Here is a 12,224-nt window from a genome sequence, read left to right as displayed (position 1 = left end):
GTGTTTTGTGTAATAAATTATGAAATATCGTGACCGATTAACGCCCACAAAGGCATATAGATTGTTTGTTTATTTTTAATTTTCAAAATATACCAGTCCTAATCAAAAAAAACACTTCTTAAACTCCCCCAACCTTCCATAAAAATCTTTGATTGGGAGTGAATCGTAGCGTGTATTTTTGAATTGTTTAAAACAAAAATACAATCAAAACACTGATTACTAAGCATTTAATACTATCAAATTTCTTTATACATATTGCCTTTAGTATCTTTATCTTTGTGAGTAATACATAATATCGTTTTATATCTTTATTAACAATCATTAACCAAGATGAATCCACCACACGCTAAAGGCTTTTGGTCCCAATTATCGACTTTTTCAAAAGTGCTCATTTTACTACTAATCTTAGGAATAAGTGGCAGTGTGATAGCTTATATGTACCACCAACAAGAAACAGAAGTTATCACTTCTTCCACAGCGACTGATGATGCGATAGTGGTAGATTCAGAAAACGAATCGGAAAGTATTGCCTCAGCCTCTCCTATTGCTCCTGAGCCTGAAACTAAGGAAGCGCTTCCTACCATAGCTCAGAAAGATACGGTGAAGTTGTTTTCGAAAGAGACACATAAAAGAATAAAAAATCTGGTCCAAAAAATGGCTAAGCAAGCGGAGGCTCATCCCCAAGACAAAGAGAAAACAAATTGAGTACTTAGTATAACAACAGCTAGTAAGAATTAACCATCTAAAAATGCTAAAAAGCCAGTCAAAAATTGTATAATCGCAATCTGTGGCTGAAAGCACTGAAAATGAAGGTTTATTTCAACAATAGATAGTATTTTTAACCTTATTTATTTTCTAATCATGGAAAACAATCAAGCTTTAACCAAACTGAGTGATCTGCCCATTCTTAAACACTTAGAAGGCGGTGAGAATAAATTGAAGGTATTGCCCCAAAATATGGCAAACTGGAAAAAGGGCGAAAAAACATTAGCCTACCTTGTAGGTATCGTGTTGCTGCTTGCCGTAGGCTATGGTTTTATTACGGTAGTATTACCGTTACTCACGCAGCTATTGGTAGGAGTCGTAACGCTAGGCATCAAGCTCCTTCAAGCAATGATTATAGTGGGGGCGGTATTACTAGGATTTATGCTTTCTCCTTTAATTATCAAAGTATTTCGTCGTATTGTACGCAGTTTACATAAGTTTTTGATTAAAGTAGACCCCTTTGCTGAACTTGACGACCAACTCGACAAAATGAAAGACTCGCGTCAGCAGTTTGAAAAGGTAAAAGCCGAAATCAATGCTTGCAAAATTCAGATGAAGCAAGAAGCCGTCAAAGCCGAAAAACTAGCAAAAGATGCCAGTCAAAAGGTAGTGTATTGCCAAGAAGAAGCCAAATCTTTGAAATCGAAATTGGATAAAATGGTTGAAAAAGGAGGTGAAAATGCTCGCGAAACGGATGATTTTGTAGAACTTGAAGCCAAACTTAACACTGCTATTGGCGACGGGAATCGCGCGGTATCGGAGGCTGAGACTTACCGTCGTTTGGTAGATACTTTTGGGTCACGCGCCAATGTGTTTGCAAAGCTTGATCGTAAACTAGTAGTATATGGTCATGCTTTTGACGAAAAGCTCAAAGATTTTGCAACCAGTATCAATCTCCTAAAAACAGAATCAAGAGCTATGGCAGCCGCCAACAACGCCACTACCCGCGCTCGCAAGGTACTGGGACAAAGTCAAGATTGGCAGCTAGATTATGCTTTGGAAGTGATTTCTGGACAAATCGCCAGCGACATCGCCACTACCCAAGCCAATATCCGGGATTTGGATAGCATTGTCAAAGATTTCAATCCCAACGACGAACGCGCTTATGCTCGCCTTGAAACTTTTGCCAATCAAATCAAAGGAGGAGAGTTTGAAGTAAGCGACCCAAATCGCATCTCTAATCCCAACTATAAACTTACACCACAGCAAAAAAATGCAGGTGGCGGGTTAACTGATATTTTTTAATTAGATGATATAAAACAAGCCCTTCCTAGTTTAATTTAAACTGTGGAAGGGCTTGTTTTACAGATAGTTGTTAAGCTATTTTTTCAAATTAAAATAATGACTTTACAGCAGTTTTTTGACCGCATAGGCGAGCGCCCAGATTGGGTGCTCATTTATTTTGCGCTTTTACCCTTTATGGCTTTTCTGGCTGGTATTTTGGGCAAAAATGAAGGGCATTTATCCCCGTGGAATTATTTCTACACTTTTTTGATTTATTTGGCTTGTATTCCTGGGATTTTTTCGGTGACACTCAATATATATCTGTTTTTATTTGAGCGTCGAAGCATTTTTGATTTCAATATTTACACCCAAATTCTCCCATTTTTTTCAATGTTTCTGACATTGTGGTTGATTCGACGGAATGTTATTTCGTTTGATTATATTCCTGGCTTCCAGAAACTGAGTGCGTTGGTTTTGATGATTTTTGCCACAATCGCCCTCATGTGGATTGTAGATCGCACGCGTATCGTGGTATTTTCGTACCTCAAATTTGAATACGTTCTCGTGATTTTTGTTCTCTTATTGGGAGTATTGCTTTGGGGATGGCGAAAACTATTCAATTAACTATAAAAGTTTAGTTTATAATTCTTCAACCGAACCAGCTCCCAATTCTTGTAATAAGGTAGTCCAATAGGTAGTCACAGTAGGATTATTTTCTTTGGTACTGCTTGTGGGTTCAAAAGGCAATGCAATTTTGACTTCGGCGGCACTTAGGCCATATTGCTGCATTTGCTTAGCGTCTTCTTTGGCCCAAGTTTCGGCCTGAGCGTTGTCTTGTGGGGGAGTGTTATGAAAATCACGGCGATTAGCTCCTTTCATACTTTCAATCATATCACTCAAATAATACACCTTTACTTCTGCACCTGATTCGGCGGCTTTGTTGATTACGGGCAAACTAGCCCAAATATCGGTCTGACGTTGCGAAGCTCCCACATTCTGAATACCTAGTTTGGCAATAAGTTGTTTTAAAAACACCATGCGTTCGCGTTGAATAGCTAAGTCAGCGGTAGTTTCAGCGGCTTCGCGGTCAGTGGCATTCATGTGGCTCACATCATCAATCTCTGTACGACAAGTCAGGGAAAGTGCTTTGGCTTTTTGGGTGTTTTCATGAATAAAATATACTTCTAGCTTATCTCCTTTTTGGCGGATATTTTGTTCTACCAAATCCGTCAGTATCTGCTGATACTTTTGAGCTACAAAAGCTTTATTGACATTTACACTTTGGGTCTTATCCATAAAAACCAAAGTATATACTGGGCCAGCGGTCACTGGTTGTTTTTCTTTTTCAGAAGTGCAACGCGCGAAAAACAAGGAACAAACACTAATCAAAAAACTATATTGGAAGGCTCGACTCATAATTTAATGGGATTTGGCTCGAAGATGCAATTTGCGAAATAAATACGCAAACCAAAACGGATAAGCGGTATAAATATTGCAAAATATATCACAAAAAAAGCCCTTAATCAGGGAGTTAAGGGCTTTTTGAGGAGTTGTATCAATACTACAAATGAATCACTTCACCATAAGCAGCGGCGGCGGCTTCCATAATAGCCTCCGACATAGTTGGGTGTGGATGTACCGACTTGACGATTTCGTGGCCTGTCGTCTCTAGATTTCGAGCTACGACTACTTCGGCAATCATTTCGGTGACATTGGTACCAATCATATGAGCCCCCAACCATTCGCCATACTTAGCATCAAAGATTACTTTTACGAAGCCTTCGGGTGCGCCAGCAGCTTTGGCTTTGCCCGATGCGGAGAAGGGGAATTTACCTACTTTTACTTCATAACCTGCTTCTTTAGCCGCTTTTTCAGTATAACCTACCGAGGCTATCTCTGGCGTACAATAAGTACAGCCTGGGATATTGTTATAATTTAAAGGATGAACTTTTAGACCAGCTATCTTTTCAACACAAATAATGCCTTCGGCTGAGGCTACGTGCGCCAAGGCTTGACCTTTGGTGACATCGCCAATTGCATAATAACCCGGTACGTTGGTCTGATAATAATCATCCGTGACGATTTTACCTTTTTCGACTTTAATACCTGTTTCTTCCAAGCCGATGTTTTCGATATTGGCTACTACACCTGCTGCCGAAAGTACCACATCAGATTCAATTTTGATTTCGCCAGAAGGAGTTTTTACGGTCGATACACAACCTGCACCCGAAGTATCTACTTTTTCGACGCTAGAATTGACATGTATCTCAATGCCCAATTTCTTATACTGTTTTGCCAATTCTTTTGAGATTTCTTCATCTTCCACTGGCACTACATTTGGCATAAACTCTACAATCGTTACTTTGGTACCCATGCTTGCATACACGTACGCAAACTCAACACCAATAGCACCCGAGCCAATCACTAACAAAGATTTAGGTTGTTTTTCGAGCGACATTGCTTTGCGGTATTCAATCACCTTGGTACCGTCAATGGGCACATTGGGCAACTGACGAGCACGTCCACCAGTAGCAATCATGACGTGGTTGGCGGTGTATTCTGTTTTTTTACCGTCTTTTTCCACTTCTACTTTTTTGCCTGGCTTCACACGGCCATTTCCTTCAATGATGTCGATTTTGTTTTTCTTCATCAAAAAATTAACACCCTTGCTCATGCCATTGGCTACATCGCGGCTACGTTTGATGACCGCTCCGAAATCGGCTGATGCTTCGCCGACCGTAATACCATAATCTTTGGCGTGGTTGATATACTGAAACACTTGTGCGCTTTTCAGTAATGCTTTGGTAGGAATACATCCCCAATTCAAACAAATACCACCAAGGCTTTCTCTTTCTACAATGGCGGTTTTGAGACCTAATTGTGAAGCGCGGATGGCAGCTACATAGCCGCCTGGCCCGCTACCGATAATTATCAAATCGTACTGTGAAGCCATTTTTTTTTTACGGGATCGCCCGTGCGATGAGTAGTGAATATTGGGGATTGAGCAATAGAAACAAGTCTTAAATACGCCCCTGTGGTGTCTCTACCTTGTCTCTCTTGCTCAATCCTGATTTCACTGCAAAAATAGACGGAAAACTTGGTTTGACAACAAACTTCTCCGTGTTGATTTTAGCCTACTGTAGCCCCTTGTTCTACAAAAGGTTGATTGTAGAGACGCTTGCCAGTGCTTTTGAAAATAGCATTGGCAATGGCTCCCCCCGTAGGCGGCAATGCTGGCTCCCCTAGCCCGGTAGGTTCGATGCCATTATACACAAAGTGCGCTTCGATTTCGGGGACTTCGTTGTACCTAATCAAGCGATATTTGTTGAAATTGTCTTGCTGCGGTGCTCCTTCTTTGAAAGTGATGTTACCATACATAGCATGGCCCAATCCATCTACTACAGCGCCGAAGATTTGGTTACGAGCACTGCTTTCGTTGATTACGATGCCACAATCCACCGCTGCGTATACTTTTTTCAAGACAGGTTTTCCTTTCACTACAGCCATTTCGGCAATTTGTGCGACATACGAGGCATGAGAGAAATACACGCTAAAGCCTTGATAAACGCCTTTTTTCTTTTTGTTCCACCCTGCCTTTTCGGCGGCTAGTTTGATCACTTCCCTAAAGCGATTGGGTTCATAAGTCAGCTTTCCTACGGGTTTTTGTTCTGCTTTATCAAGCAGTTCTAAACGAAGCTGTATGGGGTCTTTGCCACCCGCCATTGCTACTTCATCTAAAAACGCCTGCTCTGCATAAGCCAAGAAATTGGTGATAGGAGCCCGCCAAGGGCCTGTGGTAATAGGGGATTTATGGTCATTGGATTGAATCAACACGTTTTCGACTGCTCCAGAAGGAAAATTGTCGGGGCGGGTAGAATTGCCGGCGTTGATACTTGCTCCGTGTAGCATATAGCCTGTGATATTTCCGGCTTTGTCGATAGAAGCTTTGAAACGATACCTTACCGCTGGGCGATAGATGCCCCCTGTCATATCATCCTCGCGTGACCAAGTTACTTTCACAGGGGCTTTGATAATACTCGATAGTTCGGCAGCTTCTACGGCATAGTCGGTATTGAGGCGACGGCCAAAGCCCCCTCCCATGCGTGTAAGCTCAATACTTACTTTTTCGGGAGCTAAATTGAGTAGTTTGGCCACTTGCTTTTGAGCGGCTTCGGGTGTTTGGCTGGGGCCTGCCATTTCGATGCTATCCCCTTTGTAGTGAGCAAAGAAGTTCATCGGCTCCATAGGGCTATGCGGCAAGAAAGGGCACTGATATTCCGCTTCTATGACTTTATAAGCATTTTTGAAAGCAGCTTCTACATCACCATCTTTACGGTGTATGGTGGGGGTACTGCTACTGAGCATTTCCTTAAAAATACGGTCGTGGTCGCTAGAACTTTCGAGGTCTTTGTCTTTTTCCCATTCTATTTTGACTGCTTTGCGCGCTTGCATTACCTCCCATGTAGTTTTGCCCACCACAGCCACTTTGTTTGCAAACGAAACTACATCTACTACTCCCGGCATTTTTTTAGCTTCAGTAGCATCAAAAGACTTGAGTTTTAGACCAAAAGCAGGTGGGCGCTGAATCATGGCATGTAGCATTCCCTCACGTTTGTAGTCAATTCCAAAAAGTCTTTTACCACTCAAAATATCTTTATTGTCAACACCTTTAATTGATTTTCCAATCAGACTAAAGTCTTTCGTGGATTTGAGTTTTACGTCTTTGGGAGGAGCTATCTGAGCGGCAGCGGTGGCGAGTTCACCATAGCTTAGTTTTTTGCCAGATGTATGTACCACAAACCCTTTATTGGTACTACACTCACTTGCCGCAACATTCCACTGTTTGGCGGCGGCTTCTATCAACATCACCCGTGCCGTAGCTCCGGCTTTTCGCAAACGCTCCCAAGAGTGGCGAATCGCACCGCTACCACCAGTAAGCTGACGCTCAAATTTTTTAGTATCAAGGGGAGATTGTTCTACCTTTACTTTTTCCCAATCAGCATCCAATTCTTCGGCCACAATGATAGGAAAAGCCGTCTTGATGCCTTGTCCAATTTCTGGATTGGGCGAAAAAATAGTAACTGTTCCGGAAGGCGAAATCGACAAATAGGCATTGAAATCTATGGCATCAGCTGCCGTATTTCCTAATACTTTGGGTTGAAAAGCCTCGGTTGTTAACCAACTAAACCCCAACACCAGACCTCCTCCCGCTGCTGCGGTAGATTTTAGGAAGTTTCTTCTTGATTGAATATTGCTCATAGTATATGGTACAGACGTTTGTCTGCTATTTAGAATGGTTTAGGAGTAAATTATTTTTTCATTTTAGAAGCCGCCAACTTTACTGCATCATGAATCCGATGGTAAGTACCACAACGGCAAATATTGCCTACCATTGCTTCTTCAATGTCTTTATCGGAAGGATTAGAATTTTTAGACAAAAGTGCCGCCGCTGTCATCATTTGTCCTGCTTGACAGTATCCACACTGAGGCACGTCGGTTTCGTCCCAAGCTTGTTGTACAGGATGGCTTGCAGTTTCTGAAAGCCCCTCTACAGTCGTAATAGTTGCATTTTCTAAAGAAGATACTGGCATTACGCATGAGCGCGTAGCCTCTCCGTTGACGTGTACCGTACAAGCACCGCACATAGCGATACCGCAGCCGTATTTGGTTCCTACCAAATCAAGGTGATCACGCAATACCCACAACAAGGGCGTATTGCCATCTACATCCGCCTTGTAAGTTTTTCCATTGATTTTCAGGTTAAACAATGCCATGTTAGAGAAGGTTAAATTTTGGGATATAACATAAAGTTCACTATAAAAGTTAGATTTTGCAAGCATCTCCTCCTCTTCTTAGCGACAAACAGCCTTCCGTTGACGACGAAAACCAAAGGTATTTAGTGATGCCATAAATCTACATAACTAAAGATAAGACCGTTCAATTACATTGTAACAGGTGATGTTTACCTACAAAATCGTAAATTTGCTTCAAAACTACATAAGCAGGTGAGTATTAAAGAGAAATACGTTAATCCTTTTACGGATTTTGGTTTTAAAAAACTGTTTGGTACTGAACTAAACAAAGACTTGCTAATTGATTTTTTAAATCAGGTAGTACTTCCCTCTCATCATAAAATTGCCGATTTGTCGTACGCCAAAAACGAGCAACTTGGTAATACTGAAATCGACCGAAAGGCCATTTTTGATTTGTATTGTGTAGGCACAAATGGAGAGCGTTTTATTGTAGAAATGCAAAAGGCCAAACAAAACTATTTTAAAGACCGGAGCATTTTTTATTCTTCTTTTCCCATCCAAGAACAGGCCAAACGAGGCGATTGGGATTTTAAATTGTCGGAAATATACACAGTGGGCATCTTAGATTTTGTATTTACGGAAGATAGTGATGAAAAAGAAGTACGTCATGAAGTGAAATTGAAGGATAAAAATTGCCGGGTATTTTATGAAAAATTGACTTTCATCTATTTAGAAATGCCTCACTTTACGAAAACAGAAGAGCAACTAGAGACTACTTACGACAAATGGCTCTATGTTTTAAAACATCTTCCTTATTTAGACAACCGCCCTAAAGCATTACAGGAAAAGATTTTCGCTCGATTGTTTGAAGCTGCCGAAATTGCCAAATTTACCCCCGACGAGCGAGAGAGGTATGAATCAAGCCTTAAGTATTACAGAGATTTGAAAAATGTTATTGATACTGCAATTGCGGAGGGAGAATCAAAAGGAAAAATAGAAGGAAGAATGCAGGGAATAATTGAAGGGAGATTGGAAGGAAGATTAGAAGGGAAATTGGAAGGGAAATTGGAAGGGAAAATAGAAATGGCTCGTAATGCAATTGCCGAAAATATTCCTGTGCCTATTATTATGCGCCTCACAGGACTCACAGCAGAAGAAATAGAAAATTTGAAAAACGAATAATATTTTCTATTCTATAGCTTTTCCCATTTTCAAACAAAGTGTTCGGAATCGAACACTTTGTTTGCACTTAAAAGCAAATAAAGCCCTCATTTACAGACACCTAGTCATTGGCGCAGGTATTGAAGCCATTTAAGAGAAACAGCCAAATTTTTCTCAAAAATGGACAGAAATATACCTGAAGAAACCCAAAACCAACAAAAACGTCGTCTTTGGCTATGGATTGCACTCTTGGCCTTAGTAGTAGTAGCCGCAATATGGATTTTACGCGGCACCTTAGGCAACAGTATCACTTCTAGCGATATCCGCATTGCTACTGCCGAAATAGGCGACGTAGAAAATACCCTCACTGCATCTGGTGAAGTCCAACCTGACTTTGAAGCAGTGATTACTAGCCCCATTACAGCTGTAATTCAGCAAACCTACTTAGACGCCGGGGCAAACGTCAAAACAGGCGACAAAATCCTAGAACTTGACAAAGAATTTACCCAACTCAATCTCGAAAAATTAAAGGATGAGCTAGAACTCAAAAAAAATGCCATCGTAAAACTAAGATGGGAGTTGGAAAAAAGTTTTTATGACCTCAAAATCAACGACTCCATCAAAGTACTAAAAATCAATAGCCTCCAGGCTGATATAGAAAATGCTAAGCGACTTTTTAAAGCAGGAGGCGGAACCCGCGAAAATATTGACCAAGCCGAACAATACCTGCGTATTGCACAACTCGAAAAACGACAACTCGAAAACGACATCCGCATCAAACAACAGACCATGCGGGCTGACATTCGAGAGTCGGAAATTGACGCTCAAATCAAGGAAAAAGACCTTCAAGAGCTTCAACGCAAGCTCCAACAAGCCAACATCATCGCCACCCGTACGGGGGTATTGACTTACGTCAACAAAAACATTGGCTCCAAAGTCGCAGAAGGCGAAATACTTGCCCGCTTGGCCGACCTCGGCGGATTTAAGATAATGGGCTCTATATCTGACAATTACGCCCCTCAAATCCGCGTCGAAATGCCCGCCATAGTACGTATCAATGAAACTCAAATTCGGGGTTTACTGACCAACATTCTACCTTCTGTACAGAATAATATTGTCAATTTTGATGTGCAACTCGATGATAAAGCAAACAAACTTTTACGTCCCAAAATGAAAGTAGAAGTTTATCTCGTAACAGAAGCTCGACCTAAAACCATTCGTGTGGCCAATGGAGCGGGATTCAACGGTGCTCCTGTTCAAGATGTATTTGTACTACGTACTAATGGCAAAGCCGAACGTCGAACGGTGAAAGTAGGGTTAAGCAATTTTGATTTCGTAGAAATCACCGAAGGTATCAAAGCGGGGGAGCGAGTCATTGTTTCGGACATGACTAAATTTAAAAATGCGACGGAACTGGAAATCAAACCGTAGGGGCAGGCCTTGCGTCTGCCCCCTACTCTTGCGTCTGTCTTACGTCTTGCATTTGCCACTACGCAACCCTTACATCTGTTCTTGCGTCTGCCCAAAGGCAAACCATAGGAGTAGAGCCAAACCATAGGGGCAAATTCAAAACATAGAGCAAAGCCAAACCATTGGGGCAAATTCAAAACATTGGGCAGAGGCAAACCATAGAGCAAAGCCAAACCATAGGGACAAAAGCAAACTATAGGAGCAAAGCCAAACCATAGGGCAGAAATAAACCATAGGGGCAGAAACAAACTATAGGGGCAGAAACAAACCATAGGGACAGAAACAAACCATAGGGGCAGAGGCAAGCCCTGCCCCTACCATTATCCATATATACACAGCCATGAAATACAGATTTATAGATATGTTACCAAAAAGCTACTCCAAAACTTGGTTATTGCTTTCCTTTTTGGGGGTCATTTACCAAACCTCCGCCCAAAACGTCATCAAACTTACCCTTGCGGAGGTAGTAGAAATGGCCAAAAATCAGTCGATTTCGGCTAGACAAGCCGCTACGACCAAAGAAACGAAATATTGGGAATACCGTACTTTTCAATCCAACTATAAACCTCAACTCACCCTCAACGGCAACTTACCTGCTTTTACTCGGTCGTTTAGAGAAGTGTTACAGCCTGACGGCACTATACAGTTCCAGCCTGTTCGCAACAACAACTCTGCCTTGAATCTCTCTCTCAGTCAGAGCATTGCAGCTACTGGAGGAAGTATCTATGCCACTTCGCAACTACAAAGATTTGATGATTTTGACCGAAAAAATACCCTTTATAATGGTACTCCTTTTGCCGTGGGTTATTTACAGCCGTTGCTGAGATTTAATAGTTTTAAATGGGATAAGAAAATTGAACCTCTCAAATTCAAAGAAAGTCAACAAGCCTACATTGAGACTTTAGAACTGATTTCATTGAGAGCAAGTGCTATTTTCTTTGACTTGTTGCTGGCACAAGTGAATCTACAAATTGCGGAAATCAATCTTACAAACACTCAAAATATTCTTAAAATAGCCAATGAAAAATATGAATTGGGAAAAAACAGTCGCAACGAAATCCTTCAACTTCAGCTCGAACTACTCAAGGGTCAAAAGGCGGTAGGGGTTTCGAAACGAGATTTAGAAATTGCCTCCCTTAACCTCAAAGCTTACATCGGATTACAATCGGAAGGCAAAATAGAGCTCCAAGCTCCTGCGCCCCCTGCTACTTTGGTACTATCGTCCGAAAAAGCCATCCAAGAAGCTTTTGCTAATAGGTCGGATGCTGTCGCTTTTGGCAGGCGTACTCTCGAAGCCGACCGAGCCGTAGCCAAGGCCAAAGGTGACAATGGCCTCAATGCTACGCTCACGGCTACGCTTGGATTCTCAAATCGTGGGCAAACTGTACCAGAGCTTTATCGTCGGCCACAAGACCAACAAACCGTACAGCTCGAACTAGACATTCCGATTTTGGATTGGGGACGCTCCAAATCCAGAACCAAAACCGCCCAAGCCCAACAACAGCTCACCCAATATACGGTAGAACAAGATAAACAAACCTTTAGGCAAGAAATCTATACCCAAGTAACTCTTTTTGAGATGCTTCGCGACCAACTTGACCTTACACTGAAAGCCGATAGCATTGCCTCAGAAAAATATAAAATTGCCCAAGAACGCTACGTATTGGGCAATTTGAGCATTACCGACTTAAGTATCTCTTTTACCGAAAAAGACCAAGCCAAACGAGACTATATCTATGCCCTTCGCGATTATTGGGGCGCCTACTACAAATTGCGTCAACTGACTTTATACGATTTTGAAAACAATATCTCCCTGACCCCCGAAGGGAAAACAAAGCAATAAAAACACCC

General features: G+C 41.7%; 10 protein-coding genes. 6 read left to right on the top strand and 4 right to left on the bottom strand.

The window, feature by feature from the left end; all coding sequences use genetic code 11:
* Positions 1 to 330 precede the first annotated feature (330 nt).
* The 3 genes from G563_RS0123610 (at position 331) to G563_RS0123600 (ending at position 2,613) form a co-directional block, all read left to right on the top strand.
* Positions 331 to 705, top strand: coding sequence for a hypothetical protein (locus tag G563_RS0123610; RefSeq protein WP_028667505.1), 375 nt, complete (start codon positions 331 to 333; stop codon positions 703 to 705).
* Between the two features lie 156 nt (positions 706 to 861).
* Positions 862 to 2,010, top strand: coding sequence for a hypothetical protein (locus G563_RS0123605; protein WP_028667504.1), 1,149 nt, complete (start codon positions 862 to 864; stop codon positions 2,008 to 2,010).
* A 96-nt stretch (positions 2,011 to 2,106) separates the two neighbouring features.
* The gene (locus G563_RS0123600; RefSeq protein ID WP_028667503.1) at positions 2,107 to 2,613 is read left to right on the top strand and encodes a hypothetical protein; all 507 of its coding nucleotides are present in this window, start codon (positions 2,107 to 2,109) and stop codon (positions 2,611 to 2,613) included.
* Positions 2,614 to 2,628: 15 nt separating this feature from the next.
* On the opposite strand, the gene G563_RS0123595 is transcribed toward G563_RS0123600, so the two are convergent.
* The 4 genes from G563_RS0123595 to G563_RS0123580 form a co-directional block, all read right to left on the bottom strand.
* Positions 2,629 to 3,405 carry a hypothetical protein gene (locus G563_RS0123595; RefSeq protein WP_028667502.1) on the bottom strand — a complete coding sequence of 259 codons (777 nt, stop codon included), beginning with the start codon at positions 3,403 to 3,405 and terminating at the stop codon, positions 2,629 to 2,631.
* 145 nt (positions 3,406 to 3,550) lie between these two features.
* Positions 3,551 to 4,942: a dihydrolipoyl dehydrogenase gene (gene lpdA, locus G563_RS0123590; RefSeq protein ID WP_028667501.1), complete on the bottom strand. Its 1,392-nt coding sequence runs from the start codon at positions 4,940 to 4,942 to the stop codon at positions 3,551 to 3,553.
* Positions 4,943 to 5,118: 176 nt separating this feature from the next.
* Complete coding sequence (locus tag G563_RS0123585; RefSeq protein ID WP_028667500.1) at positions 5,119 to 7,248, bottom strand: xanthine dehydrogenase family protein molybdopterin-binding subunit; 2,130 nt, start codon at positions 7,246 to 7,248, stop codon at positions 5,119 to 5,121.
* A gap of 50 nt (positions 7,249 to 7,298) precedes the next feature.
* On the bottom strand, positions 7,299 to 7,763 hold the full coding sequence (locus G563_RS0123580; protein WP_028667499.1) for a (2Fe-2S)-binding protein: 465 nt from the start codon (positions 7,761 to 7,763) through the stop codon (positions 7,299 to 7,301).
* A 231-nt stretch (positions 7,764 to 7,994) separates the two neighbouring features.
* On the opposite strand from G563_RS0123580, the gene G563_RS0123575 reads away from it, so the two are divergent.
* The 3 genes from G563_RS0123575 (at position 7,995) to G563_RS0123565 (ending at position 12,216) form a co-directional block, all read left to right on the top strand.
* Positions 7,995 to 8,924 (top strand): Rpn family recombination-promoting nuclease/putative transposase, encoded by a 930-nt coding sequence (locus tag G563_RS0123575; protein WP_028667498.1) that lies wholly within the window; start codon positions 7,995 to 7,997, stop codon positions 8,922 to 8,924.
* A gap of 159 nt (positions 8,925 to 9,083) precedes the next feature.
* Positions 9,084 to 10,334: an efflux RND transporter periplasmic adaptor subunit gene (locus G563_RS0123570; RefSeq protein WP_028667497.1), complete on the top strand. Its 1,251-nt coding sequence runs from the start codon at positions 9,084 to 9,086 to the stop codon at positions 10,332 to 10,334.
* 379 nt (positions 10,335 to 10,713) lie between these two features.
* Complete coding sequence (locus tag G563_RS0123565; RefSeq protein ID WP_157585567.1) at positions 10,714 to 12,216, top strand: TolC family protein; 1,503 nt, start codon at positions 10,714 to 10,716, stop codon at positions 12,214 to 12,216.
* Positions 12,217 to 12,224: the final 8 nt, after the last annotated feature.

Origin of the sequence: Runella zeae DSM 19591 (assembly GCF_000423565.1) — a bacterium.
GTDB classification, from domain to species: Bacteria; Bacteroidota; Bacteroidia; order Cytophagales; family Spirosomataceae; genus Runella; species Runella zeae.
The sequence above is the reverse complement of the archived record's forward strand: the minus strand, read 5'-3'. Positions and strand labels throughout refer to the sequence as shown.

Excerpts from the sequence above, each read along its gene's own strand:
- G563_RS0123610 (WP_028667505.1), top strand. The coding sequence starts at position 331 with ATGAATCCACCACACGCTAAAGGCTTTTGGTCCCAATTATCGACTTTT.
- G563_RS0123605 (WP_028667504.1), top strand. The coding sequence starts at position 862 with ATGGAAAACAATCAAGCTTTAACCAAACTGAGTGATCTGCCCATTCTT.
- G563_RS0123600 (WP_028667503.1), top strand. The coding sequence starts at position 2,107 with ATGACTTTACAGCAGTTTTTTGACCGCATAGGCGAGCGCCCAGATTGG.
- G563_RS0123595 (WP_028667502.1), bottom strand. The coding sequence starts at position 3,405 with ATGAGTCGAGCCTTCCAATATAGTTTTTTGATTAGTGTTTGTTCCTTG.
- lpdA (WP_028667501.1), bottom strand. The coding sequence starts at position 4,942 with ATGGCTTCACAGTACGATTTGATAATTATCGGTAGCGGGCCAGGCGGC.
- G563_RS0123585 (WP_028667500.1), bottom strand. The coding sequence starts at position 7,248 with ATGAGCAATATTCAATCAAGAAGAAACTTCCTAAAATCTACCGCAGCA.
- G563_RS0123580 (WP_028667499.1), bottom strand. The coding sequence starts at position 7,763 with ATGGCATTGTTTAACCTGAAAATCAATGGAAAAACTTACAAGGCGGAT.
- G563_RS0123570 (WP_028667497.1), top strand. The coding sequence starts at position 9,084 with ATGGACAGAAATATACCTGAAGAAACCCAAAACCAACAAAAACGTCGT.
- G563_RS0123565 (WP_157585567.1), top strand. The coding sequence starts at position 10,714 with ATGAAATACAGATTTATAGATATGTTACCAAAAAGCTACTCCAAAACT.